The organism is Micromonospora sp. NPDC051227 (assembly GCF_044455385.1).
In the GTDB taxonomy this organism is placed as follows: Bacteria; Actinomycetota; Actinomycetes; order Mycobacteriales; family Micromonosporaceae; genus Micromonospora.
Genome location: NZ_JBITET010000004.1, coordinates 391,962 through 416,801, shown reverse-complemented (window position 1 = coordinate 416,801; position 24,840 = coordinate 391,962). Strand labels below are relative to the sequence as shown.

General features: G+C 68.8%; 28 protein-coding genes. 17 read left to right on the top strand and 11 right to left on the bottom strand.

The window, feature by feature from the left end; translation table 11 throughout:
* Positions 1–3: 3 nt before the first annotated feature.
* Together ACIA47_RS13425 and ACIA47_RS13420 are read right to left on the bottom strand one after the other, a co-directional pair.
* Entirely contained in the window at positions 4–945 is a 942-nt protein-coding gene (locus tag ACIA47_RS13425; RefSeq protein ID WP_396707854.1) for a threonine/serine dehydratase, read from the bottom strand.
* 16 nt (positions 946–961) lie between these two features.
* Complete coding sequence (locus tag ACIA47_RS13420; RefSeq protein ID WP_396707852.1) at positions 962–1,762, bottom strand: proline hydroxylase; 801 nt, start codon at positions 1,760–1,762, stop codon at positions 962–964.
* Positions 1,763–1,955: 193 nt separating this feature from the next.
* Between ACIA47_RS13420 and ACIA47_RS13415 the strand changes: the two genes are divergently transcribed.
* Positions 1,956–2,204 carry a hypothetical protein gene (locus ACIA47_RS13415; protein WP_203120123.1) on the top strand — a complete coding sequence of 83 codons (249 nt, stop codon included), beginning with the start codon at positions 1,956–1,958 and terminating at the stop codon, positions 2,202–2,204.
* A gap of 81 nt (positions 2,205–2,285) precedes the next feature.
* Positions 2,286–2,972 carry a hypothetical protein gene (locus tag ACIA47_RS13410; RefSeq protein WP_203120121.1) on the top strand — a complete coding sequence of 229 codons (687 nt, stop codon included), beginning with the start codon at positions 2,286–2,288 and terminating at the stop codon, positions 2,970–2,972.
* Positions 2,973–3,055: 83 nt separating this feature from the next.
* Here the strand turns inward: ACIA47_RS13410 and ACIA47_RS13405 are convergent, their stop codons facing one another.
* Positions 3,056–3,553 carry an NUDIX domain-containing protein gene (locus ACIA47_RS13405; protein ID WP_203120119.1) on the bottom strand — a complete coding sequence of 166 codons (498 nt, stop codon included), beginning with the start codon at positions 3,551–3,553 and terminating at the stop codon, positions 3,056–3,058.
* A 135-nt stretch (positions 3,554–3,688) separates the two neighbouring features.
* Here ACIA47_RS13405 and ACIA47_RS13400 point away from each other — a divergent pair, with 135 nt between their 5' ends.
* The 3 genes from ACIA47_RS13400 (at position 3,689) to ACIA47_RS13390 (ending at position 5,343) form a co-directional block, all read left to right on the top strand.
* On the top strand, positions 3,689–4,315 hold the full coding sequence (locus ACIA47_RS13400; RefSeq protein ID WP_203120117.1) for a class I SAM-dependent methyltransferase: 627 nt from the start codon (positions 3,689–3,691) through the stop codon (positions 4,313–4,315).
* A gap of 30 nt (positions 4,316–4,345) precedes the next feature.
* On the top strand, positions 4,346–4,876 hold the full coding sequence (locus tag ACIA47_RS13395; RefSeq protein ID WP_396707849.1) for a GNAT family N-acetyltransferase: 531 nt from the start codon (positions 4,346–4,348) through the stop codon (positions 4,874–4,876).
* A 122-nt stretch (positions 4,877–4,998) separates the two neighbouring features.
* The gene (locus ACIA47_RS13390; protein ID WP_203120112.1) at positions 4,999–5,343 is read left to right on the top strand and encodes a hypothetical protein; all 345 of its coding nucleotides are present in this window, start codon (positions 4,999–5,001) and stop codon (positions 5,341–5,343) included.
* Positions 5,344–5,358: 15 nt separating this feature from the next.
* On the opposite strand, the gene ACIA47_RS13385 is transcribed toward ACIA47_RS13390, so the two are convergent.
* Complete coding sequence (locus ACIA47_RS13385; protein ID WP_203120110.1) at positions 5,359–5,532, bottom strand: hypothetical protein; 174 nt, start codon at positions 5,530–5,532, stop codon at positions 5,359–5,361.
* Positions 5,529–5,747: a flavin reductase gene (locus ACIA47_RS13380; RefSeq protein ID WP_396707846.1), complete on the bottom strand. Its 219-nt coding sequence runs from the start codon at positions 5,745–5,747 to the stop codon at positions 5,529–5,531. Before ACIA47_RS13380 ends, ACIA47_RS13385 begins: the two co-directional genes overlap by 4 nt.
* Positions 5,748–6,239: 492 nt before the next feature.
* Between ACIA47_RS13380 and ACIA47_RS13375 the strand changes: the two genes are divergently transcribed.
* Entirely contained in the window at positions 6,240–6,464 is a 225-nt protein-coding gene (locus ACIA47_RS13375) for a winged helix-turn-helix domain-containing protein (RefSeq protein WP_203120106.1), read from the top strand.
* Between the two features lie 88 nt (positions 6,465–6,552).
* Here the strand turns inward: ACIA47_RS13375 and ACIA47_RS13370 are convergent, their stop codons facing one another.
* The gene (locus tag ACIA47_RS13370; protein ID WP_396707844.1) at positions 6,553–7,119 is read right to left on the bottom strand and encodes an NUDIX hydrolase; all 567 of its coding nucleotides are present in this window, start codon (positions 7,117–7,119) and stop codon (positions 6,553–6,555) included.
* Between the two features lie 564 nt (positions 7,120–7,683).
* Here ACIA47_RS13370 and ACIA47_RS13365 point away from each other — a divergent pair.
* Entirely contained in the window at positions 7,684–8,790 is a 1,107-nt protein-coding gene (locus ACIA47_RS13365; protein WP_396707842.1) for a DUF5677 domain-containing protein, read from the top strand.
* 304 nt (positions 8,791–9,094) lie between these two features.
* On the opposite strand, the gene ACIA47_RS13360 is transcribed toward ACIA47_RS13365, so the two are convergent.
* The 3 genes from ACIA47_RS13360 to ACIA47_RS13350 all read right to left on the bottom strand — a co-directional run bounded on the left by ACIA47_RS13360 (position 9,095) and on the right by ACIA47_RS13350 (position 10,724).
* Complete coding sequence (locus ACIA47_RS13360; RefSeq protein WP_007465523.1) at positions 9,095–9,349, bottom strand: Smr/MutS family protein; 255 nt, start codon at positions 9,347–9,349, stop codon at positions 9,095–9,097.
* A 116-nt stretch (positions 9,350–9,465) separates the two neighbouring features.
* A complete protein-coding gene (locus ACIA47_RS13355) occupies positions 9,466–9,834 on the bottom strand; it encodes a M48 family metallopeptidase (protein WP_112584722.1) in 369 nt (122 codons plus the stop codon).
* A 119-nt stretch (positions 9,835–9,953) separates the two neighbouring features.
* A complete protein-coding gene (locus ACIA47_RS13350; protein WP_393255289.1) occupies positions 9,954–10,724 on the bottom strand; it encodes an ROK family protein in 771 nt (256 codons plus the stop codon).
* Positions 10,725–10,786: 62 nt separating this feature from the next.
* On the opposite strand from ACIA47_RS13350, the gene ACIA47_RS13345 reads away from it, so the two are divergent.
* From ACIA47_RS13345 to ACIA47_RS13335, 3 genes are all read left to right on the top strand, one after another.
* Complete coding sequence (locus ACIA47_RS13345) at positions 10,787–12,424, top strand: ABC-F family ATP-binding cassette domain-containing protein (protein WP_396707839.1); 1,638 nt, start codon at positions 10,787–10,789, stop codon at positions 12,422–12,424.
* Between the two features lie 38 nt (positions 12,425–12,462).
* On the top strand, positions 12,463–12,771 hold the full coding sequence (locus ACIA47_RS13340) for a hypothetical protein (protein WP_151492198.1): 309 nt from the start codon (positions 12,463–12,465) through the stop codon (positions 12,769–12,771).
* Between the two features lie 166 nt (positions 12,772–12,937).
* Entirely contained in the window at positions 12,938–13,663 is a 726-nt protein-coding gene (locus tag ACIA47_RS13335) for a methyltransferase domain-containing protein (protein WP_112584718.1), read from the top strand.
* A gap of 20 nt (positions 13,664–13,683) precedes the next feature.
* Here ACIA47_RS13335 and ACIA47_RS13330 read toward each other — a convergent pair whose 3' ends face one another.
* A complete protein-coding gene (locus ACIA47_RS13330) occupies positions 13,684–14,691 on the bottom strand; it encodes a LacI family DNA-binding transcriptional regulator (RefSeq protein WP_203120096.1) in 1,008 nt (335 codons plus the stop codon).
* A gap of 147 nt (positions 14,692–14,838) precedes the next feature.
* On the opposite strand from ACIA47_RS13330, the gene ACIA47_RS13325 reads away from it, so the two are divergent.
* The 5 genes from ACIA47_RS13325 (at position 14,839) to ACIA47_RS13305 (ending at position 20,611) form a co-directional block, all read left to right on the top strand.
* On the top strand, positions 14,839–16,353 hold the full coding sequence (locus ACIA47_RS13325; protein ID WP_396707837.1) for an alpha-N-arabinofuranosidase: 1,515 nt from the start codon (positions 14,839–14,841) through the stop codon (positions 16,351–16,353).
* Between the two features lie 61 nt (positions 16,354–16,414).
* Positions 16,415–17,746, top strand: a complete 1,332-nt coding sequence (locus ACIA47_RS13320; RefSeq protein WP_396707835.1) for an ABC transporter substrate-binding protein — start codon at positions 16,415–16,417, stop codon at positions 17,744–17,746.
* A gap of 6 nt (positions 17,747–17,752) precedes the next feature.
* On the top strand, positions 17,753–18,718 hold the full coding sequence (locus tag ACIA47_RS13315; protein ID WP_396707833.1) for a carbohydrate ABC transporter permease: 966 nt from the start codon (positions 17,753–17,755) through the stop codon (positions 18,716–18,718).
* Positions 18,719–18,728: 10 nt separating this feature from the next.
* Positions 18,729–19,586, top strand: coding sequence for a carbohydrate ABC transporter permease (locus ACIA47_RS13310; protein WP_203120092.1), 858 nt, complete (start codon positions 18,729–18,731; stop codon positions 19,584–19,586).
* Positions 19,583–20,611 (top strand): glycoside hydrolase family 43 protein, encoded by a 1,029-nt coding sequence (locus ACIA47_RS13305; RefSeq protein ID WP_396707831.1) that lies wholly within the window; start codon positions 19,583–19,585, stop codon positions 20,609–20,611. Before ACIA47_RS13310 ends, ACIA47_RS13305 begins: the two co-directional genes overlap by 4 nt.
* Before the next feature lie 50 nt (positions 20,612–20,661).
* Here ACIA47_RS13305 and ACIA47_RS13300 read toward each other — a convergent pair whose 3' ends face one another.
* Positions 20,662–22,158: an amino acid permease gene (locus ACIA47_RS13300; protein WP_396707829.1), complete on the bottom strand. Its 1,497-nt coding sequence runs from the start codon at positions 22,156–22,158 to the stop codon at positions 20,662–20,664.
* 202 nt (positions 22,159–22,360) lie between these two features.
* On the opposite strand from ACIA47_RS13300, the gene ACIA47_RS13295 reads away from it, so the two are divergent.
* Both ACIA47_RS13295 and ACIA47_RS13290 read left to right on the top strand, forming a co-directional pair.
* On the top strand, positions 22,361–24,019 hold the full coding sequence (locus ACIA47_RS13295; protein WP_396707827.1) for a glycoside hydrolase family 10 protein: 1,659 nt from the start codon (positions 22,361–22,363) through the stop codon (positions 24,017–24,019).
* Between the two features lie 179 nt (positions 24,020–24,198).
* The gene (locus tag ACIA47_RS13290; RefSeq protein ID WP_396707825.1) at positions 24,199–24,735 is read left to right on the top strand and encodes a phospholipase; all 537 of its coding nucleotides are present in this window, start codon (positions 24,199–24,201) and stop codon (positions 24,733–24,735) included.
* Positions 24,736–24,840: the final 105 nt, after the last annotated feature.

The window sequence follows — 24,840 nt, the reverse complement described above, 5'->3', positions numbered from 1 at the left end:
CGGTCAGTGCGGCGCGGCCGGGCCCAGGTCACTCGGGTCGGTGTTGCCACCGCAGATGATCACTGCCACCCGCTCCCCCGGCTGTGGCACGTACGCACCGCCGACCAGTGCGGCCAGCGCCGCAGCGCCACCCAACTCGGCCGCGACCCGCAGCTCAGACCAGAGCAACCGGCGCGCCCGCACCAGGTCCTCGTCGCGGACCAGCACGGACACCACCTCGGTGCGGCGGGCGGTGTCGAAGGCGATCTCGCCGATCCGCCGGGCACCCAGCGAATCGGTGGCGATGCCACCCACCTCGATGTCGACCGGCCGACCCGCCTTGAGGGCCGAGTGCAGGGTGGGGATCTGCTCGGGTTCGACAGCGACGACGCGTACCGACCCACCGAACCAACTGGCGATACCCGACACCAGCCCACCGCCACCGACCGCCACCAGGACGGTGTCGATCCCGTCCACCTGCCGCTCCAACTCCCGGCCGACGGTGCCCTGACCGGCCACCACCTCCGGTTGGTCGTACGCGTGCACGACCAGCGCGCCGGTCTCCGCGGCCCGCTGGCTGCTCGCGGCCAGGGCCTCGGCGTAGTGCTGGCCCACCTGGCGCACCTGTGCGCCCAACCCGGCCAACCGCTGCACCTTCACCGGTGAGGCGGTCACCGGCACGAAGACCTCCGCCGGCACGCCCAGCGACCGGGCCGCGTACGCGACGGCGAGGCCGTGGTTGCCACCCGACGCGGCGATCACCCCGGCCGAGGGCAACGAACCCTGGAGCATCCGGTTGAACGCGCCACGCGGCTTGAACGAGCCGGTGTGCTGGTGCAACTCCAACTTGAGGCTGAGCTGCCCGGGCACACCCAGATCGGCACCGTCGACGGCGATGACCGGGGTTTCCCGGACCCACCCCTCGACCAGGGCAGCGGCCGCCTCGACGTCGCTTCTGTCCACCATGGGGAAACGCCCTTCACTACGACCAGAGGGCCAGTCGACCATCGTCGGTGAGCCCGACGAAACATCCTATGGAGATCCGTCGGCCATCCGACGCGGGACGCACCGTGTGGTAGTGCCGCGGATCAAACAGGAAGCCCTCCCCGAGCGTGGGGCGCAACGTCAACGTCTGCGTGTCGGCGCCCACCGCCTCCTGGAAGCCGTACCCGCCAGGGATCCGCAGCGCCTCGTCGTCCGGCTGCCAGCGCCGCCGCCACAGCACGGTCTCCCCGCCGGCCGGTGGCACCCGGATGTAGATGTTGAACGCCAACTGCGCCACCACCTCGCCGTCGAGCAGCCGACCCGCGTACTCCCGGACCGCGTCGTCGAAGTGCACCTGGAGCCCCGCGTTGATCTCGCGGACGATGCCGACGTGCATCTCCCGACCCTGCCGCCGCCCGGGCGCGACGTCCGGCCAGGCACCCCTGAACGCGGCCAGGCACAGGTCCCGGGGCGAGTCCGACAGACCCAGCGTGGACCAGCTCTTCTCGGCCGCGCGGGCCGCGTCCCAGTAGTCGTCGCGGAGTTCACCGGCGGCCCGGTGATCGTTGATGGCCGGGCCGAACTTGGCGACGACGGGAAAGACCCGACTCTCGTCGTAGCGGTCCATCGGCGCGTTGGCGAGGGCGGCGGTGATCGCCTGACAGCGGGCCGCGGAGAGCAACCCCGGCACCCGGACGGCGGCCAGCCGCCCCGCGATGAGCCCGGCGACATCCGCCCGGGTGATCGACTCTGATTCGACGGCGACGAACAACGGATCGGTAGTGCTCGAATGCTGCACGGCGGTCCTCCCGTAACGAAGATCCCTCACCGGACTTGTCGCGCCCCCGATCCGCGCACCGTGCAATGTACAAACCGCAGGCAAGGCGAGGTATTCGCAGTTCCGGGCGAGTTGGCACGGCCACCGCTACCATCGGCGCAACCGGGGTACGCGACACCGAACCGTACGGCGGAAGCTTTCCACCGATCGGGGAATGGTGACGATTCTCGGCGTGAAGCATGATGCGACTAGTTCGAACGCTGACAAGGAGTTCGAGATGGCAGGCGCCGGCCCGACGGATCTTGACATGCACGTCGATCGCCTGGAAATGGCGCGTCGAATCGCCCGGGAAATGATCGAGTCCGACCATCAGGCCCTGGAGCTCGCCGTCCGGCAGCGCCCACAGTGCTGGTCCCGACGCCCCACCGGCCACGGCGCCCGCGCAGACGCCCTCGCGGGCTGACCCTCCATATAGCTCCCCCACCGCCCCGACAGCGCTGCTAGCCTGACGCCTCGCTACAGCCAGCACGGGGGACGGTGCGGCATGAATTGCTCGAACTGTGGAAGCCCGCTCGACCATCCTGGGCAGGGGCACACCTGTCTCGGCGGCGTCGCGCCGCCACCCCAGCCACCCGCGCACTGGCAGGCGGCCCAGTGGGCGCTGGTGGCGCTCGCGGCGCTCCTCGCCGGGGTCTCGTTGGTCCGAGCCGCGATCACCGCCGACCTGCTGACTCCGCCGAGCGGAAAGGTCATCAGCGCCCTGTCGATCGCCGGGCCGCTGGCCCTCTTCGCCGCCTTCCTCACCTGGTCGAATGTCACCAAACGCGTCATCGACGCGCACTCGATCGCCGCGGCGACGGTCCGGCACTGGGCGGTCGGAGCCGGTGCTCTGCTCCTCTTCCTGTCGTACCTCCTGCCGGTGAAGACCCCGACCGCCTTCCACGTCGTCCGGGCGGCCGCTGCGATCCTGCTCGCCATCGGCGCCCTGATCACCCACCGCAGAGCCACGCGCCGGCTCGCCGGCCCGGCCACCCCCGCAGAGCAGAGCGACACCACCGGTGCGGGCATCCCGCCACTCGGAATGAACGAAGCTCGGCCGGGGCAGGTGGAAAGCCAGCCCGCCCGGTTGGCGCTCGACATCGAGACGCAGCCGGAAGACTGGAACGCGTCCCTGTGGGATCCCGAAGTCCAGCGGGACATCGAGCGCAGGCGCCGCCAGAAGCTAGATTGAGTCTTACTTCGGAGCGGTCTACCTAAGCCGCAGGGTCGCTACCGTTGGCTGGGCGCTATAGCTGGTCCCGGCAGGGGTCTGGTTCACAGGCCGAGCGCGACGGGTTGGGTTGGTACTCCATCAGCGATCAGTGCGGCCAACGGTGTGGCAAGGTCGCGGGGCGAGAACAGTTCCGGGCCGAGGTGATCCCTGATCTCTGACAGCGACCACCAACGCCAGCCGATGACGTGCTCGGCGGCCAGTTCCTCATCGCTCATCGCACCGCGCGGCGTGAACGACGCGGTCCGAACGAGGAAGTAGTCGTTCACGACGCCGTCGTGGCCGGGTGCGAACCCGGCGGCGACTATCTCCTGGCGCCAGACCTGAGGCGGGTCGACATCGAGAGCAAGACCGACCTCTTCGCGCAGCTCTCGCCGCAGGGCGGCCAGTGGCGTCTCGCCGTCTTCGACGCCACCCCCGGGAGTGATCCAAACGGCGATCGTGCCGGCCGGGTCGGGAATGGCGAGTCGTAGCAGCAGAACACGGTCGTCCTCATCGACGACGACCGCACGCGCCGACCGCCGCAGGTTAACCGCCGACATCAGAACACCCTAGGGGTCGACGATCACCGTCGACGCCGAGATCTCCCTACTGCGCGACCTGTACCGCTGGCAGGGTTCAGCCGTACCGAGATAAATGGATCGGCAGGCGGCACCGAGCCTCGTAGCGTTCCCGGAATGAGCAGGAGTGACGAGCGTGACGTGGTACGACGGGGGTACGACTCGCTCTCCTACCGCTATCGATCGGACGACGCTGAAGACGGTCAGTACGCTCCCTGGCTCGCCGGCCTGCACCAACGCCTACCTGCCTCAGCAGCGGTCCTCGACCTCGGGTGCGGCTGCGGGGTGCCGGTCGCCCGCTTCCTCGCCAACGCTGGACACCGCGTGACCGGCGTTGACATCAGCGACGTGCAGATCGAGCGGGCGCGCCGCCTGGTGCCCAACGGCACCTTCCTCCGCGCCGACGCCACCCGGCTCGACCTGCCGCCAGCCTCGTTCGACGCCGTGGTCTGCCTGTACGCAGTCATCCACATGCCCCTGGCCGATCAACCGCAGCTCATCAAGAGCATCGCCACCTGGTTACGCCCCGGCGGTTGGCTGCTCACCACCGTCGGCAACAGCGCCTGGACAGGCACCGAGGACAATTGGCTTGATGGCGACGCCACCATGTGGTGGAGCCAAGCCGATGCCTCCAGTTACCGCTCATGGCTGCGACAGTCGGGGCTGGCAATCATCGCCGAGGACTTCGTCCCCGAGGGCAGCAGCGGGCACACCCTCTTCTGGGCGCAGCGACCACAGAGCTGACCAGGCCCGGCCCTGTGCGAGGCTACGGCGGTGACTGACCTCGGCATTCGCGCGGCCACCTCTGCTGATTCCGAATTCCTGGTCGACATGCTCGTGGAGGCCGTGAACTGGCTGCCTGAGCGCAACTGGTCGCGCGAACAGATCCTGGCGAACCCTGCGCTGGCTCACTACGTCACCGGCTGGATGCGACCAGACGACTTCGGCCTGGTTGCGGTGGACTCGGCTGGTCGTTCAGTCGGCGCGGCCTGGTTCCGGTACCTGACCTCCGCCGATCCCGGCTACGGGTACGTGAGTGACGACGTGCCAGAGCTGACTATCGGCGTGGTGGAAACCTGGCGGGGCCGGGGCGTGGGGCGGACGCTTCTGCGCGCCGTTCTGCAGGCCGCACGAGAACGTGGCATCCGCACGGTGTCGCTGAGCGTGGAGCGGGCGAACTTCGCTGCGAGGGTGTACGCCGCTGAGGGGTTTCGCACGGTTGAGTCGTTCGAGGACGCGGACACCATGGTCGCTGAGATCGGGCCTGACGCGCATGGTGCCACCGTCACCCCTGAACAGGCGTAACGATCGTCTGGTGTTGAAGCCGGCCGTTCGCAGTGCAGGTCCGCCGCCCGGCCAGGCTACGGCTCCCCCGACCGATGCCCGCAAAGGCTGACCCCGCTCGCGCAACAGCGGATACTTCGCTCATGACTCTGGCACCGTCACGCGCTGATCTCGTTGACGCGCGCTCATCCTTCCTGGTGCTGGTCGGCTGGTACGTGGCCGTTGTCGTGTCGTTCGGCCTGTTCCTCAGCACGCTTTCCGGGTCGGTCCCGGCTGGCTGCGCCGAGGTGTGCGACTCGGAACGGTCGCGGGCGCTGCTCTTCGGGCTCTACGTGGCTACGCCCGCGCTGTTCCTCGCGCTGCTGGTCAGCCTGGCAATGCTCGCGGTCCTCATCGCCCGTACCCGGATCCGCTCGGCGGCCATGCTGGGCAGCCTGTCCGCGGTGCTTCCACTGGCCGTGTGCGGACTCCTCATCGCCAGCCTCTGACCGCCGCTGCTCCGATCAGACCAGCCGCTGGACGCGGACCTTCGGACGCTCGTTTCGCAGGTGGCCGTGTTTGTGCTGGCGAATCTGCTCGTCCCAGACATCCTGGTCGTAGTCGGGGTCCGGCGGGATCCACCTGTGGGAGCCGTCGCTGTAGTGGAACTTCTCGTCACCCGCACGAAGAATGCTCATCGGGTCCAACCCAGGAAGCGATAGTGCAGATGGCCGGCCGGAACGTGGGCCAGGTCCTGGGCGGCGTCAACCAACTGGGTGGCCAGGTAGAGGGCGAGCGACACCGGGGCTTTGTGGTACTCCGCTTGCAACTCTCGACGGCGGGTATGGCAGGGCCAGTCGGCACCACAGCCGGCGCAGATCCAGGCCGGGGTGATCGCGAGGTGGCTCGTCATTGCGTTTCGTCCTGACTCGGCCAGTGACGGCGACTGATTGGGATGCGGTGGCGGCTTCTGCACGGCAGGTCGGAACCGCAGCGACAGATGCGTCGCCAGTGCTGCCAGGACCAGATTGGTCGGTGGCGGCGCGCCAGGGTGAGCGCCACTGCGATGACGTACTCGTCGTAGGACACCCGCTGGTTGTTCGCCGCCCTTCGCTGCCGATCGTCGAGATCCCCAGCTGCACGGGCGAAGCCTCCGGTTGAGGCAGCATCGTTCGGTCTGGTCACTGTGCCTCCCGCCGACGCCTGGGGTTCCGTGGGCACCCGGCCAGCCGTGTCCGGAGACAGGGCACCCACGGCAAGGACGACCCGGCCGCCAAGCTGGGTAGCCCCACGAGCCAACTTAGGACGCAATGTGCGCAGGGTCAACAGCTACGACACATAGCGTTGTAAGTCGAGCCGAAGATGTGGTTCTCTTGCACCAGCCGCCAAGCTGGGAGCACCACCTATGTCTGAAGCTGCCTACCTACAGGTCGCCCGAGATATCCGCGAGCAGATCAGCTCCGGCACGTTGAAGCCGGGCGACAAGCTGCCGTCCTTCGCCGCGCTGTGCGAGCACTACGACGTCAGCAACACGGTGATCCGCGCCTCGATGCTCCTACTCAAAGCCGAGGGCCTGATCGACGGGCGGCAGGGCAAGGGCGTGTACGTCGCCAACCCGCTCCCCCGTTGAAGCCGAGGGATTCACAGCGCAGCGCCGCCGGCCAGCCGTTCGACACTTCATCAACCGTGTCGACGTGGCCCTCGGTCAACGCCGCTGACTACAGCTCACCCCGGGCTTTGCGCGCGATCAGCTCCAACACCGCGATCACCGTGCCGGATCCCACGATCTCGCCCCTGGACACGAGGTCCCGCGCTTCCGCTAACGGCATCCAGGCCACCCGCTCGGCCTCGTTGACGTCCACCGGCGAACCGATATGTGTCGCCGCGCGCGCAAGGAACAACAGATTCTCCGCGTCCGCGGTCGCCACCCACGGCTGGAACGACAGCATCGGCTCCACCGCACCCGGACGCCACCCGGTCTCCTCCTCGGCCTCCCGGACCGCACAGCTCGCCGGCTGCTCACCGTCGTCGACGTAACCCCCAGGCAGCTCCCACACCCACCTGTCGAACACGAACCGGTGCCGCCGCATCAGCAGCAGGCGCTCCTGCTCGTCAAGCACCGCAACCATGGCCGACCGGGGTGCCCTGATCACGTACTGCTCGAAACGGACCCCGTCCGGCAGCTCCACGTCGGCGATGCTCAACCGCGCCCGCCGGCTGCCATCCACCAGCCGTTCACCGTGAATCGTCCACCGCGTCGGCTCGGTACCCTGCTCCTCCGTCACCAGCCCAGTATCCGACCGCTGGCGCAGACGCTCCGTCGCACCACACGACGAAGATCCATTCGACGCCAAACCGAACCAATCCCTCCGAAGCTAGATGGAATCTAACTTCGATGCGATCTATCTAAACCAAGGATCGGTGGCCGCACGGACCGGTCGCCGCAGAACACTGGCCGTTGGGCGCTACTTCCTGCGGTATTGATCTAGCCAGGGGGCGTAGTCGATCAAACCAGACGACTGCGGGTTTGAGCTGCTGCTACGCCTGGCGTGGAAGGTCAACGATGGTTGTCGTTGGCTCTCGTTTGACGGCCTGGATACGGCATGATCTTGCGAGGGGCACGCCTCCCCAGCCATCCCAGAGTGCCCGAGCGCCCCGCCGGGGGCGTACCCCTCGGACCTCAAGGGCGGCGCTGGCTCTGGCGGCAAGTCGACCTGCCCAAGTGACGTGCCTGCGAGGCCTCGACCTGCGGTCAACCCGGACCAGGGAAGCCCAGCCGAATTATCGAGTAGAGGACTCCCTCAATGCGGATGTATTCTGTCCGGCTGCCTACTGGCTGGAGTCGTCCGATGCAGGAAGAATCGATCTTGTTGCGGTTTGTAAATGCCCGAATTAAGGAGATCGGACAACCGGAGGATGTCGACTTCGACAACCTGGTGGAAGAGGCGGTCTCTCACGCCGACGAGTTGGTACCTGATCAGATAAAGGCAGTCAGGGAGAGATCGGCATCCCGTGTGACGTGGCGGCGTAGGACTGGAAACGCAGTTCGCCGGAGGATTCACCGCGACTGGAAAGAAGTCGTTGACACTTACGAGCACCTGCTGGCCACCAGCGAGGAGATCCACTCCCGCGCCATAGGCAACATGGTGCGTAAGTGGAAGCGCGATAATCCGTCTGGGGTTCGGGAAGCCTCGGCCAAGTCCGGAGTTGACAATGCCCTGACCGGCTCGGAACTTAAGATGCTGGTGTTGCTGAGCCTGTTTGCACGGGCATGCAAAACAGGTTCAGAAGTTGGTCACCTAGCTTTCGGTGGATTTTCAGACGGCGCTACAGCCAGGCTGCGAACCTTGTACGAGCTGGTGATGATTCACTGCACTCTGGCGATCGCGTCGTATGAGGTTTGCGAACGCTATCAGGCATACGCAACGATCGAGTACCTGGTAGACCTGAAAGAGCAGCGCAGGTCCAACGAGGCGCAAGCCCTGCCCCTAGATGAAATCGACAAAGAGATTGCAGAGATTGAAGCCGAAGCCAACAAATTGTTCCATCGGTATGGGCGAGACATTCGACGCCCATTCGAATGGGCTAGGCCGGCATTCCGCAGCCCGGCAGGTCGGATAACCTTCTCCGACCTCGACAGACACATTTCGGGTCACGCGTGGAGGACGGTCTACCTAGCGGCTAATCACCTCATCCACGCCGGATCTTTCGCCACCGTGAATGGGCTCGACGCAAGCAAGCGTTACCTGAACTCAACCAGGGCCGCTCACGACGAAGACGGACTGCTCTTCGTAATAGAAGGTTCAGCTAGGCTAATGAAGCTGATCGCTGAGGTTTTCTGTCGGCAATTCGCTATGGAGACGGTCGATTTCGACGAGTGCTTTTCTATTCGCGCCGCGAAGGAAGCAGCAGATGCAGTCGTCGTAGCTATTCGATCAGGGCCGAGGCAAGGATAGGTCGGTCCAAAACGGCATAGATTGCGGTATCAGAAATTGACCGCACGCCATTAGGGCAAAGCCCCGTGCTGCTGACCAAAGCGGTCCGGGGCTTCTCACTGTGTCCCGTCGCGCCGGTGGCGGGCTTCAACCGCCACGCCGGCGGCCGAAGGCCAGAGGCGGGCGGCGGGCCAGAGGCTCCGGCCCAGGTCCAGCGGCGCGAGCGGCCAGCGAAGCGGGCCGCCTTGGCGGCCTGGACACGGCATGATCATGGTTCATCGGCCCTGGCAGCGGCCTGCTATGCAGGTCAGAGGCTTTGCCGCTCCTACTTCCAGCGGAAGTGGACGAAGAGGCGGCCGAAGTTCTTCGAGTCCTTCTCCACCCGGTGGTAGAGCTGCTTGACGTCCTTCTGGTCGAGGAACCGCAGCACGCGCTTCTTGAGCTGGCCGGACCCCTTGCCGGGGATGATCTCGACGAGGGTGGCCTTCTTCGCCACCGCCTCGTCCATGATCCCGCGCAACGCCCGGTCGATGTCCTGGCCCTTGTTGAAGATCTCGTGCAGGTCCAGCTTGAGCTTCATGCCGCAGCCCCCGGCCGGTCAGGTCCCATGTCCGCCATCCTAGGCACCTCCGCCAGGTCGTCCGACGACGAAGGGGCGGCCCCGAAGGACCGCCCCTGCCGGGTCACGCCGCACGTTCAGCGCCGGCCGCCCAGTCGGGTCTCCACCCGCTCCAGCGCGGTCCGGTAGTCGTCGTTGGCCGCGTACATCGCGGCGGCGATCCGCAGGTGCCGCAGCGCGTCGGTGTGTCGGTTCAGCCGCTCCAGCGTCCGGCCGAGCACGTGGTGCGCGTAGTGGTCGCTCGGGTCCCGCTCGACCAGCTCGCGCAGATGCTCCTCGGCCCGGTTGAGCTGGGCCGACTGGAAGTACGCCCGGGCCAGCAGTTGCCGGACCGCCGCGTTGCCGGGCTCGGCGTCGATGATCGGCTCCAGCAGTCGGGCTGCCCCACTGGGGTCACCGGTCTCGAAGAACATGGTCGCCCGCCGGTAGTCCGCCAGAAGATCCATCTGCCACCTCCTCGGGTCGCACCGTCACCTGTTCCGACGCTGGCACAACACCGGGAGTTTGGCGACTGTTCCCGGGGTCGAGATCGGGTCAGTTCGGGCCCCCGTCGGGCGCCGAAGGGTCAGGTGCGGGCGTCCCGGCGTCCGGCGGAAAGTTCCCAGGCGCGGACACCGCCGACGATTCCGGCGGTGTTCGGCACCACCACCACGTCGTCACCCATCCGGGCCAGCTGCTCGGGCCGGATCAGTCGGGAGTTACCCCCACCCAGGTAGAGCCGGTCCCAGCGGAACACCGGGCGGAGGCCGTCCACCACCTGGCGGATCCGACGAGACCAGAAGGCGTCGCCGAGCCGTCGCCGTTCCGGCTCGCCGACGTACGTGTCGTAGGTGGTGCCCCAGCGCACCGGCGCGTGCGACAGTTCCAGGTGCGGTGCGAGCACCCCGCCGTCGAAGAGCGCGCTGCCCAGCCCCGTGCCCAGGGTCAGCACCAGCTCGCAGCCGGTGCCGGCGACCACTCCGGCGCCGTGCACCTCGGCGTCGTTGAGCACCAGCGCCGGCACCCCGAACGCGTCGGCCAGCGCGCCGCGCGCGTCCCAGCCGGACCACTCGGCAAGCAGGTCCGGGTCGACCCGGCTGCGGGGGCCGTTGCGGGTCACGTAGTGCGGGGTGCTCACCACGACTCCGTGCCGGATCATCCCGGGTACGCCGACAGTGAGCCGGTCCGCCGTTGGCAGGCGACCGCCCAGATCCAGCAGGGTCCGGACAAACAGCGCAGGCGGCAACGGGTACGGGGTGGGCACCCGCAACGGCCGGGCCCGCATCGTTCCCGCCTCGTCGAGCACGGACGCCTTGATGCCCCCGCCGCCACAGTCGATCGCCAGTGTGGTCACCACGTCGTTGAGTCTGCCCGCTGCCCGCCGGTCGTATGCGGGCGGCCGGATAGGCTGCCGTCCTGATGAGCGCCACGATGATCGTCAAGGACCTGGCCGCCGGGCACGGCGACCGTCCTCTCTTCGCCGGACTGGACCTGGTGGTCGCCCCCGGCGACGTGGTCGGGCTGGTCGGGCCGAACGGGGCCGGCAAGTCGACGCTGCTGCGTACCCTCGCCGGGTTGTTGCCGGTCGAGGCCGGCAGCGTGCGGCTCAGCCCGCCCACCGCGAGCGTCGGCCACCTGCCGCAGGAGCCGGAACGGCGACCGGGCGAGACGGTACGGGACTTCCTGGCCCGCCGAACCGGGGTGACCGCCGCGCAGGCGGCGTTGGACGCGGCGACCGAGGCGCTGACCTCCGGGGCGGCGGGCGCCGACGACGCGTACGGCGACGCGCTGGAGCGCTGGCTCGCCCTCGGCGGCGCGGACCTCGACGAACGCGCCGAGCAGGTGAGCGCCGACCTGGGGCTCGCGGTCGACCTGGACCACCCGACGACGGGGCTCTCCGGCGGTCAGGCCGCCCGGGCCGGGCTCGCGTCGCTGTTGCTCAGTCGGTACGACGTGTTCCTGCTCGACGAGCCGACAAACGACCTGGACCTGGCCGGGTTGGAGCGGCTGGAGGAGTTCGTCACCGGGCTGCGCGCCGGCACGGTGCTGGTCAGCCACGACCGGGAGTTCCTCACCCGCACCGTGACCCGGGTCGTGGAGTTGGACCTGCCGCAGCAGCAGGTGCACCACTACGGCGGTGGCTACGCGGCCTACCTGGAGGAGCGCGAGGTGGCCCGCCGGCACGCCCGCGCGGACTTCGAGGAGTACGCCGACACCAAGGCCGGGCTGGAGGCTCGGGCCCGCACCCAGCGTGGGTGGATGGAGAAGGGCGTGCGGAACGCCCGCCGCAAGGCCACCGACAACGACAAGATCGGCCGGAAGTTCCGCAGCGAGTCGAGTGAGAAGCAGGCCGCGAAGGCCAAGCAGACCGAACGGCTGATCGAACGGCTCGACGTGGTCGAGGAGCCCCGCAAGGAGTGGGAGCTGCGGATGGAGATCGCCGCCGCGCCCCGCGCCGGCGCCGTCGTCGCCACGCTGCGCGGAGCCGTGGTACGCCGTGGTGGCTTCACCCTCGGCCCGGTCGACCTCCAGATCGACTGGGCGGACCGGGTCGCGGTGACCGGGGCGAACGGCTCGGGCAAGTCCACCCTGTTGGCCGCGCTGCTGGGCAGGCTGCCGCTGGACGCCGGCACCGCCTCGCTCGGGCCCAACGTGGTGGTCGGCGAGGTGGACCAGGCACGCGGGCTGTTCCTCGGTGACGTGCCGCTGATCGACGCGTTCGAGGCGGCCGTACCCCACCTGTCGCCGGCGGACGCGCGGACCCTGCTGGCCAAGTTCGGCCTGCGGGCGGCGCACGTGCCCCGGCCGGCGGCCACCCTCTCCCCCGGTGAGCGGACCCGGGCCGCGCTGGCCCTGCTCCAGGGCCGTGGGGTCAACCTGCTGGTGCTGGACGAGCCCACCAACCACCTGGACCTGCCCGCCATCGAGCAGCTCGAATCGGCGCTGGCCAGCTACCCCGGGACGCTGCTGCTGGTCACGCACGACCGGCGGATGCTGGCCGCCATCGAGACCAACCGGCGACTGCGGGTCGACGCCGGGCGGATCGCCGAGGACTGATCCGTGCCCGCGGGTCGGCGCGGGGTGAGAATGACGCCATGCTCAAGTGGGAGTACGCCCTGCTGGTCCGCCGCCGCCAGGCCGCGACCAACGATCTCGGCTGGGAGGTCGTCTTCGTCTGGTACGGCCCGGACGGCTCGATGGTCGACGTGACGCCGTACGGCGACACCGCCCTGGCACACCTGAACCGGGCCGGCGACCAGGGCTGGGAGTTGGTCGCGATGAGCGAGGACCCGTCCCTGCCCGGCAACAACGAACTGCACCGCTACCACCTCAAGCGGCCGAAGCCCGCCGCCCCGCCGCCCCGTCAGCGGATGCGCGGGGGCCGCCGCACTCTCTCCGGCTGACCCGGGCGCTCGGCGCCCAAGCGATCGGCCGCGTGGCGCTTGGGCGCGTGGGCGTCCGGCAGGCTGCGACACGCCGATTCACGGTTGCGCGGGCCACGCCGACCAGGTGGACGAGCGGGGCATAACGGGCGCGATTGCGGGTATCGCGCGGCGGGAGGTGGCCCGAATGGTCGCTCTGGCACAGACTCCGCCCTCGGCCGACCGGCTGCGGGCGATCGACGATTCCCTCGCACAGGCGTGGGCGGACCAGGTCCGCCACGATGACCGGTTGCGGGACCTGGCGGTCGAGGTGCGGTTCGACCGGGGGGTGGCCCATCTGAGCGGCGACGTGGCCGATCCCGCCCAGCTACGGCTGGTGCGCGAGCTGGTGGGGCGGCTGGCCGGTGTCTACGGCGTCTGGTGCCGGGTCGGCATCGGCGGGCGGGCGCCGGTGGTGGTGGACCTCGGTTGTGGGCCGACCAAGCAGTGGTCGAGCAACCTGGGGCTGGACATCTACCCGGCGCCCGGAGTGGATGCCGTGGCGGACCTGTCCGGCTCGCTGCCGCTCGCCGACAACTCGGTGGACGTCCTCTTCGCGGTGCACATCCTGGAGCACCTGATCGACTTCCTGCCGCTGGTCGACGAGTGTCATCGGGTGCTCCGCCCCGGTGGGGTGCTGCACGTGATGAGCCCCTGGTGGGGGCATGTGAACGCGGTGGCCGACCCGACCCACGTCCGGCTGATGGACGTGCAGACGTTCAAGGGAATCTGTCAGCTCCGGCCACCGGGCACGCCGCGCTGGTACCCACTGCACGCGGGCTGCGACGGCGCCTCGATCTTCGCCGACCTGACGCCCCTCCCCCCGGACGCCGACCCGGCACCCCAGTCCCACCTGGCCCGCTTCTTCGACTGACCCCACCCGGTCCGGGGGGGTCAGGGGGTCTGGGTGGATTCGCGAAGTTCCAGGCGGTAGGGGGCGGACAGCTCCTTTGCCGGGGCGGTGCGGTCGCCGTCCAGGCGGTTGGCGAGGAGTTCGACCGCCAGTTGGGCGATTTTCTCCTTGTCCGGGGCGACGGTACTCAGGGTGGGGATGGAGAACCGACCGTCCTCGATGTCGTCGAAGCCGACCACCGCCACGTCCTCGGGCACCCGCAGACCGGCCTCGTGCAGGGCGCGGAGGGCACCCAGGGCGAGGGTGTCGTTGAAGCAGAAGACTGCGTCGGGGCGTACACCGGAGGTGAGCAGGCCCTGCATGGCGGCCGCACCGTCGGCGCGGTGCCAGGCCGACGCGGGCGCCACCAGGGTTTCGTCGTAGTCGAGCCCGGCGGCGCGCAGCGCGTCGGTATAGCCGGCCAGGCGCAGTCGGGCGCTGGCGCCCTCGTCGGTTCGCTGGGAGCCGATCGCCGCGATCCGGCGGTGGCCGAGCTGGATCAGGTGAGCGGTGATCTCCCGGGCCGCGGTCACGTTGTCGATCACCACTCGATCGGCGGGGCCGTGTTCGACCCGCTCGCCGAGCAGCACCATGGGCGTGCCGTCCAGGCCGGCCAGGTCCTCCGCCGTGAGCGCCAACGGGCTGAAGATGAGCCCGTCGATCAGGTGGTCGGTGATGCCGGAGGCGACCACCCGTTCCTGCTCACGCCGACCGCCGGTCTGGTCGATCAGCACCGTCCAGCCGTAGGCGGCGGCGGCGGTGACCACGTAGCGGGCCAGCTCGGCGAAGTACGGGATGTCCAGTTCCGGAACGGCCAACGCGATCACGCCGGTGCGGCCCTTACGCAGGTGGCGGGCCGAGAGGTTGGGCCGATAGTTGAGCTCGGCGATCGCCTCCTCAACTCGGGCACGAGTGTCCGGCCGCACGTGCACGTAGCCGTTGACGACGTTGGAGACGGTCTTCACCGACACCCCGGCCCGTTCAGCCACGTCCTTGAGCCTGTGTCGCACTCCCCCACCTCCCCGATGTAACCCAGCGCACCATACCTCTTCATCAGCCCTTTACAACGTTGCCTACAACGTTGTAGAAACGGTGGACACCAGGTGAACAGTGACCGCGCTCACCCGGGCATCGGCATGAGGAAAGGTGGCACCCCCTTGCGGACCGCGCAGCTGACGATCGACCCGGCCTTCTCCATCGGCCCGGCCGACCGACGCCTCTTCGGCTCATTCGTCGAGCACATGGGGCGGTGCGTCTACGGCGGCATCTACGAGCCCGGCCACCCCAGCGCCGACTCCCGGGGCCTGCGCCGCGACGTGCTGGACCTGACCCGCGAGCTGGGCGTTTCGGTGGTCCGCTACCCGGGTGGCAATTTCGTCTCCGGCTACCGCTGGGAGGACGGGGTCGGCCCGGTCGGCAACCGGCCCCGCCGGCTCGACCTGGCCTGGAAGACGATCGAGACCAACGCGTTCGGGCTGGACGAGTTTATGACCTGGGCCGCAGAGGCCGGCGTCGAGCCGATGATGGCGGTCAACCTCGGCACACGCGGGGTCCAGGAGGCACTGGACCTGCTGGAGTACGCCAACCACCCGGGCGGCACGGAGCTCTCCGACCTGCGGCGCAAGCACGGCGCCGAGGACCCGTACGGGGTGCGGCTGTGGTGCCTGGGCAACGAGATGGACGGCCCATGGCAGGTCGGCCACAAGACCGCCGACGAGTACGGCCGCCTCGCCGCCGAGGCCGCCCGCGCGATGAAGATGATCGACCCGTCGATCAGCCTGATCGCCTGCGGCAGCTCCAACCGGCGGATGTCCACCTTCGCCTCATGGGAGGCGACCGTGCTGGAGCACACCTACGAGCACGTCGACTACATCTCGGCGCACACCTACTACGACCCGTCCGACGGCGACCAGGCGAGCATCCTGGCGTCGGCCGTCGACATGGACAACTTCATCACCGAGGTTGTCGCGACCGCTGACCACGTGGCCGCCAAGCAGCGGCACAAGCGCAAGCTGAAGATTTCCTTCGACGAGTGGAACGTCTGGTACGAGTCCCGCCTCCAGGCCGACCTGGACCGGCGCGGCTGGGTCGAGGCTCCGGCGCTGATCGAGGATGACTTCACCGCCGTCGACGCGGTGGTCGTCGGCGACCTGCTGATCACCCTGCTGCGTCACGCGGACCGGGTCGGCGTGGCCGCTCAGGCGCAACTGGCCAACGTGATCGCGCCGATTCGCACCCGCAACGGCGGCCCCGCCTGGCGGCAGAGCATCTTCCACCCGTTCGCGCTGACCGCCCGGTACGCCCGGGGCACCGTGCTGCGCACCGACCCGGTGTCGCCGCGTTACGACACGAAGAAGTACGGGGACGTGCCGGTGCTCGACACCGTCGCCGTGCACGACGAGGAGACCGGCGAGCTGACCGTGTTCGCGGTCAACCGGGACTCCACCGATCTCCCGCTGGAGATCGATCTGCGTGGGCTGCCGGCTATGTCCGGCCTGTCCTTCCAGAGCATCGTGGCCGGGTTTGACCCGTCGGCGATGAACACCGAGGCCGAGCCCGACCGGGTGACGCCTCGGGACCTGCCCACCCCCACCCCCGACGGTGGCCGGTGCACAGTGCGCCTGCCCGCCGTGTCCTGGAGCGTGCTCCGCTTCGGCCCGGCCAACGCGTAGGTGTCACACCGGTTCTGAGCAGGCACAATTCATTCCGTTCCCCCTCAAGGAGAGATAGAGCATGATCCAGAACGACATGAGCCGGCGTCGCCTGCTCGGCCTCGGTCTCGGACTCGGCGCCGCGGCCTCGCTGACCCTCGCGGGTTGCGGCGGCGGCGATGACAGCGCCTCCGGGCCGGCCGCCGGCAACGGGGGCAAGGAGTACACCGGCCCCAAGGTGGACCTGAAGCTGTGGAACGGCTTCACCGGCGGTGACGGCGAAATCTTCAAGACGCTGGTGAACCAGTTCAACACCGAGCACAAGAACATCGCCGTGTCGGTGGCCACGTACCAGTGGGAGGACTACTACAACAAGCTCCCCGGCGCGGCCTCCAGCGGCAACGGCCCGGACATCGCGGTCATGCACATGGACCAGCTCGCCACCTTCGCCGCCCGCGGCGTGATCACCGAGCTGGACGACGTCGCCAAGAATCTGGAACTCGCCGAGGGCGACTTCGCCCCAACGGTGTGGAAGGGCGGGCTCTACAACAACAAGCGGTACGGCATCCCGCTGGACATGCACCCGCTGGGCTTCTACTACAACAAGGCCGTCATGCAGAAGGCCGGCCTGGACCCGAACAAGCCGCCGACGACCAAGGACGACTACGTCGGCGCGCTGACCGAGCTGAAGAAGGCCGGCATCCAGGGCTTCTGGGTCAGCCCGTTCCAGTTCACCGGCGGCATGACCTTCTACTCGCTGCTCAACCAGTGGGGCGCCACCCTGTTCGACGCGGACGTGGCCAAGGCCACCTTCAACTCGGACCCGGCAGTCGAGGCGTGCACCTGGCTGGTCGACATGATCAAGCAGGGCTTCTCGCCGGCCAACGTCGGTCAGGACGCCGACTACCTGTCGTTCAAGAGCGGCAAGAACGCCTTCACCTGGAACGGCATCTGGCAGATCAACGATTTGAAGAAGAGCCCCGACGTGCAGTGGGGCGTCGCCCCGCTCCCCCAGATCGGCAGCAAGCCGGCGGCGTGGGCCAACTCGCACAACTTCACCATCGTGAAACAGCGGGCCAACGACGCCAACAAGGTCTCCGGCGCCAAGGTCTTCATCAACTGGCTCAGCGAGCACTCGCTGGACTGGGCGAAGGGCGGCCAGGTCCCGGCCCGTAAGGCCGTCCGCGAGGGCGCCGAGTTCAAGGCGCTGCCGGAGATCTCGTCGCTCGCCCCCGAGCTGGAGTACGCGGCGTTCCCTCCGGCGGCCCCGGGTCTCGGCGAGGTCATGACCACCTTCTACAACTCCTTCAATGAGGCCGCGCTGGGCAAGAAGTCGCCCAAGCAGGCGCTGGACGACGGTGTCGCGAAGGCCAACAAGCAGCTCGAGGACAACCGCAAGAAGTACGGGAGCTGATACCCCGTGGCGGGCGTGATCGAGGTCGGGGCGGCGCGCGGTGACGCGCCGCCCCCGGCGGCCAACGCAGTCCGCCGGTCCGCCTCGGCGGGTCGGACCAGACGGGCGACGCCATATCTGTTCCTCGCTCCCTACCTGGTCCTGTTCGGGGTGTTCGGCCTGCTGCCGATCGTCCTCGGCGTCTGGCTGAGCGTGCACCAGTGGGACTTCCAGCTGCCCAACCGGCCGTTCGTCGGGTTGGACAACTACAAGCAGCTCTTTTCCAGCGACTCCGCCGTCTACGGCGACTGGTGGCAGAGCGTCCGGGCCACCGCGATCTTCACGGTTCTGTCGGTGCCGCTGCTGGTGGTCGTACCGCTGGGTTTGGCACTGCTGCTCAACCGCTCCTTCCCGGGCCGGACGTTTTTCCGGGCCATCTACTTCGCGCCGTACGTGCTGGGTGTCGCGGTGATCGGCCTGCTCTGGCGTTTCCTGCTCGACGCCAACCTGGGCCTGGTCAACCGGCTCCTCGGCGTGGTCGGGTTGCCGTCGGACACCCCCTGGGTGACGAACATGCCGTGGGCGTGGATCTCCCTGGTCGGGGTGACCGTCTGGTGGACGTCCGGCTTCAACGCGGTGATCTACCTGGCCGGCCTCCAGGACATCTCGCCGGAGCTGTACGAGGCGGCCCGGATGGACGGCGCGAACGCGTGGCAGCGGTTCCGCAACGTCACAGTGCCCGGGCTGCGGCCGGTGCTGCTCTTCGTGATCACGACGACCGTGCTCGCCTCGGCGAACATGTTCGGCCAGTCATTCCTGATCACCCAGGGGACGCCCGGCACGGAGACCCGCACGGTGGTGTGGTTCATCGTCGAGGAAGGCCTGCGAAACAACAACGCCGGTCGCGCCGCCGCGATGAGCATCGTGTTCGCCCTGCTGCTGGCGGTCGTGAGCATCGCCAACTTCCGCCTCTTCCGCTACAAGGAAGACTGAGGGGACCGCCATGACGACGCCCACGCCGACAACCGACGGCTCCACACCGGGGCTGCGCCGGGTCGGGCTCTACGCCACCCTGGTCGCCCTGGCCCTGATCTTCCTGGTCCCCCTGCTGTGGATGGTCATCACCTCGCTGAAGACCTACACCGCCGCCCAGCAGATCCCGCCGAGCTGGCTGCCGAACCCGCTCGCCGGTTACGGCTACGAGCAGATCCTCAACAACACGGCGAACCCGGTACTGCGTTGGTTCCTCAACAGCATGCTGGCCGCCACGCTGCACTCGGCGCTGGTGCTCGTGACCGCCTCGATGGCCGCGTACTCCCTGGCCCGGCTGAAGTTCCGGGGGCGCGGGGTGACCTTCGCACTGATCGTCGGGACGCTGTTCATCCCGCCGACCTCGCTGATCATCCCGAACTTCCTGATCGTCGACGAGCTCAACTGGATCGACACCCTCGCCGTGGTCGTGGTGCCGGGCGCGGCCAGCGCGTTCGGGGTGTTCTTCCTGCGGCAGTTCTTCCTGTCCCTGCCTAACGAGCTGGAGGAGGCCGCCACGCTGGACGGCGCCAACCAGTGGCAGATTTTCTACAAGGTGGTGCTGCCGCTGTCCAGGCCGGCGCTGGCCACCCTGGCCGTGCTGTCGTTCCTCACCAACTGGAACGACTTCCTCTGGCCGATCTTCGTGCTGTTCAGCCCGGAGCAGCTCACCCTGCCTCCGGGCCTGGGCCTGCTTCAGGGCTCGTACGTCACCGACTACCCGGTGATCATGGCGGGCGCGGTGCTGGCCAGCCTGCCGGTACTGATCCTCTTCGTGCTGGCTCAGCGGCACATCATTCAGGGTGTCTCCCGCAGCGGTCTCAAGGGATGACGCGTACGACCGCCCGGCGACGTGGCGCGGCGGCGATCGTTCTCGCCGCCGCGTTGCTCGTTGCGGGCTGCTCCGACGGCACCGAACCCACCCCCACCACGAGCAGCGGGAGCGATTCCAGCGTGTTCATCAACCCGGTCGTGAAGACCGACGCCCCAGACCCGCAGGCGATCCAGGTGGGCGACACCTGGTACCTGTTCCACACCAACTCCAGTGGCCGTAACGTCCCCGTGCTCACCTCGACGGATCTGGTCGACTGGACCGAGGCCGGGGACGCCCTGCCGGTGCTGCCGGACTGGGCGGACGCTGGTAGGACCTGGGCGCCGGAGGCGATCCAGCTCGCGCCAGACCGCTTCCTGCTCTACTACACCGTCGCCGGCCGGGAGTCGGGGCGGCAGTGCGTCGGGCGTGCGGTGGCCAGCGCGCCGCAGGGGCCGTACTCCGACGACGCGGCCGGCCCGCTGATCTGTCAAGCCGACCTGGGCGGGGCGATCGACGCCAGCCCGTACCGGGACACCGACGGCAGCCTGTGGCTGCTGTGGAAGAACGACGGCAACGCGATCGGGGTGGACACCTGGCTCTGGTCGCAGCGCCTCGCCGACGACGGCCTGACCCTCATCGGCGAGCCGACCAAGCTGCTGAAGCAGACCGAGCCGTGGGAGGGCACCCTGATCGAGGGGCCGTTCTTCCACCGTCAGGACGGTCGGCTGCTGCTCTTCTTCGCCGCCAACGCGTACGACCGGGCGGAGTACGCCGAGGGCTACGCGGTCTGCGAGAGCCCGACCGGCCCGTGTGTGAAGGCCATCGAGAACCCGATCCTGAAGGGCAACGAGGCCGCCTCGGGCCCCGGCCACGCGTCGATGGTGGTCAAGGACGGGCGGACCTGGCTGCTGTACCACGCCTGGCCGCCGGGCCAGGAGGGCAGCACCGACCCGGGTCGGCAGGTGTGGCTCGACGAGGTGACCTGGGTAGACGGCAAGCCGGTCGTCAAGGGTCCGACGGCCACGCCGCAGCCGCGCCCCTGAGCTGTCGTGCGGGAGGGCCCCGAAGCTGGGGGCCCTCCCGCGCGCGTCGGTCAGGCGGTCGGCTCGCGAGGGGCCGGGGCAACCGCCGGCTCGTGCTGGGCCAGCCGGTTGCGGCGGTGGCCGTAGCCGAAGTAGATCAACGCGCCGAGCAGCATCCAGGCCAGGAACCGCAGCCAGGTCTCCACCGACAGGTTGAGCATCAGGTAGAAGCAGGCCAACGCCGAGACGATCGGCAGCACCGGTGAGAACGGCACCCGGAACGGCCGCTCCAGGTCCGGCCGCTTGCGGCGCAGGATCGGCACCGCGATCGACACGAGGACGAACGCGCAGAGCGCGCCGATGCTGACCAGGTCGGCCAACGCGGAGAGCGGCAGGAAGCCGGCCAACAGCGCGACCGCCACCGTCATGATCGCCGAGATCCGGTACGGGGTGCCCCAGCGCGGGTGCACCTTCGCGATCGAGGGCGGGATCAACCCGTCCCGGGCGATGGCGAAGCCGATCCGGCCCATCGCCACCAGGTCGACCAGGATGACGCTGGTCAGGCCCGCGACTGCGGCGATGGAGACCAGCACGGCGGCCCAGCCCGCGCCGACCGACTCGAAGGCCGACGCGATCGGGGCGCCCCTGTCGATCTCGGTGTACGGCACCATCCCGACCACCACCAGCGAGACGCCGATGTAGAGCACCGTGGAGATCAGCAGCGTGCCGAGCAGACCCAGGGTGAGGTCCCGCTTGGGCTTCCTCGTCTCCTCGCCCAGGTTGGCCACGGCCTCGAAGCCGGTGTACGCGAAGAAGACCACGGCGGCGGCGCTGAGCACCCCGACGAAGCCGAAGACCGACGGCTCCAGCCCGAGGAGCGCCTGCGTGACCGGTTGCTTGATGCCGTCGTCGCCGCCACCGGCGGGCTCGGCCGGCGGGATGAACGGGGTGAGGTTGGCGGCCTTGACGAAGAACAGCCCGGCGACCACCACGAAGACGCAGATGGCCACCTTGACCAGCACCAGCAGGTTGGTGATCCGGGCGGATTCCCGGATGCCGACGACCGCCACGACGCCGAGGATCAGCACGATCGCGATGGCGCCCACGTTGACAGTGCTGCCCTCCTCGCCGAACCACCGGGTCGGCAGGTCGAGCAGTTCGGCGAGGTAGCCGGACCAGCCTCGGGCCACCACGGCGGCGCCGAGCGCGAACTCCAGCAGCAGGTCCCAGCCGATGATCCAGGCGACGATCTCGCCCATCGTGGCGTACGCGTAGGTGTAGGCGCTGCCGGCGGTCGGCACGCTGGAGGCCAGCTCGGCGTAGCAGAGGGCGGCGAGCAGGGCCACCACGCCGGCGATGGCGAAGGAGATCACCACGCCCGGCCCGGCGCTGTCCCGGGCCTCGATCCCGGTGAGCGTGAAGATGCCGGTGCCGATCACGATGCCGATGCCGAAGCCGGTGAGGTCGATCGCGCCGAGCCGCCTCTTCAGCCCCAGCTGGCCGTCGCTGCCGTCCGCCTCACCCTGGGCTATCACGTCCTTGATTGGTTTTGTGCGCAGCACGGACACCCGGTCACCCCTCCCACCGTGCGACCACCTCCGTGGCGGCCGGTGACCGCCGTTGCTACCCACCGGCGCGATTGGTCAACCACGAACCCTTGCGGCGGTGGCCAGATTGTGAAAATTTCCTACCAGCAACGCGGACACCGACGGCGAATCTTGCCGCGCACCGCGCGAAGCATCCGGGAGCCCCAACGAAGGGACACACCGCATGAAAGCCACCCGACTCGGAATCGCCGGGCTGGTCGCAGCCCTGCTCGGCACGTTCGTCAGCGCCACCCCCGCGAGCGCCGCACCCAGCGCGGCCGACACCACCACCGCCACCTGCGCCACCGACCCGGCCACCCCGAAACGGCAGTTCCGGGCCATGTGGATCTCCTCGGTGGTCAACATCGACTGGCCCAGCAAGGCGTCCCAGACCAGCCCGGATCGCGTCGCGGCCCAGCAGGCCGAGTACCGCGAGCTGCTCGACCTTGCCGGGCGACTGCACCACAACGCCGTCGTGGTGCAGGTCCGGCCCACCGCCGACGCGCTCTGGCCCTCTCCGTACGAGCCCTGGTCGGAATACCTGACCGGGGTACGCGGCCAGGACCCGGGCTGGGACCCACTGGCCTTCCTCGTCGACGAGTCGCACAAGCGGAACCTGGAGTTCCACGCCTGGTTCAACCCGTACCGCGTCTCCATGCCGGCCCCCGGCGGCGCCGGCGCCGACCTCGCCCAGCTCGCCCCCGGCCACCCGGCGCAGCAGCACCCCGACTGGACCTTCGCCTACCCGCCGGCCGGCGTGGCCGGTAGCCGGCTCTACTACAACCCCGGAATTCCCGAGGTCCGCGAGTTCGTCCAGACCGCCATGATGGACGCCGTCAAGCGGTACGACATCGACGGCGTCCACTTCGACGACTACTTCTACCCCTACCCCAGCGGTACCTACCAGGTGCCGGACGACGCGACCTTCGCGGCCCACAACCGGGGCTTCACCGACCGGGCCGACTGGCGGCGGGACAACATCAACCTGTTGATCCAGGAGATGAACGGCAAGATCAAGGCGGCGAAGCCGTGGGTGAAGTTCGGCGTCAGCCCGTTCGGCATCTGGCGCAACAAGACCGCCGACCCGCTCGGTTCGGACACCACCGGCAGCCAGTCGTACGACATCATCTCCGCCGACACCCGCAAGTGGATCAAGCAGGAGTGGATCGACTACGTGGTGCCGCAGCTCTACTGGTACATCGGCCAGTACCCGGCCGCCGACTACGCGCGCCTCGTCCCGTGGTGGGCCGAGACGGTGCGCGGCACCCGCGTGCAGCTCTACATCGGCCAGGCCGACTACAAGAGCGGCGACCCGGCGTACGGGCCGTACTGGCAGAACCCACGTGAGCTGTCCGACCACCTGACGCTCAACCGGTCGTACCCGGAGGTGCAGGGCAACGTGCACTTCTCCGCGGTGCAGGTGCGGGCCAACCGCCTCGGCGCCACCGACATCTATGCGGACGAGCACTACTCCCGCCCGGCGCTGGTGCCGGCCATGCCCCACCTGCCGGCTCGGCCGCTGCTCTTCCCGGTGGTCAGCAAGGCGACCCGGCAGGCCGACGGGGTCCGGCTCACCTGGCGCCAGCCCGCCGACGGCGTCGGCCCGCTCGGCACCGCCACCTCGTACGCGATCTACCGGTTCGACGGCACCACGCTGCCCGGCCGGTGCGCCACGGCCGACGCCGCGCATCTGGTCGACACCGTCCGCGCCACGCCCGGCAACGCCCAGTCCTGGGTGGACACCTCGGCCGAGCCCGGTCGGCGCTACACCTACCAGCTGACCGCCCTGGACCGATTGGCCAACGAGAGCCCCGCCAGCCCGCCGGCATTCGTCCTGCGCTGACCGCCTCTCGGGATGCCCCGGACGCCTCGCGCGTCCGGGGCATTCGTCTGTTTCAACGTATGTCACCAATAGTTGGCGATGCGCATACCGCCTAGTTGATCAGCTGATCGACACTCATCGACATCCGGTAACCCGCCGGTAACTTCCGTCCCACCCGCTCACCCCCGCGGAGGTAACCCGTGCCCCGACGTCTCGCCACCCTGCTCGCCTCGGGCGCGTTAGCGCTGCTCGCCACCCTCGCCATCGCCTCCCCCGCCGCCGCCGTCACCCCCGCCCAGCGGCTCTCCGTGCTGTCCAGCTGGACCCAGACCAGCGCGTCCAGCTACAACTCGTGGAACAGCGCCCGGGTCAACCGGGCACCCTGGGCCGAGTACAACTTCAACTGGTCCACCGACTACTGCTCGTCCAGCCCGGACAACCCGCTCGGTTTCACCTTCAACCTGGGCTGCTACCGGCACGACTTCGGCTACCGCAACTACAAGGCGGTCGGCCAGTTCTCCGCCAACAAGTCCCGCCTCGACAGCGCCTTCTACGAGGACCTGAAGCGCGTCTGCACCACGTACAACTCGGTTGTCCGGCCGGCCTGCTACAGCCTGGCCTGGACCTACTACCAGGCGGTCAGCATCTTCGGTTCGGTAGCGGCCGTCCAGCAGGCCGACATCGACCGCGCCGCCCGAATGAAGGCCCAAGCCGAAGCCAACGCCGCAACCCGCTAACCCACCCCCACCCCCACCCCCACCCCCACCCCCACCCCCACCCCCACCCCCACCCCCACGCCCACGCCCACGCCCACGCCCACGCGATCTTGCACTTTCGGTTGC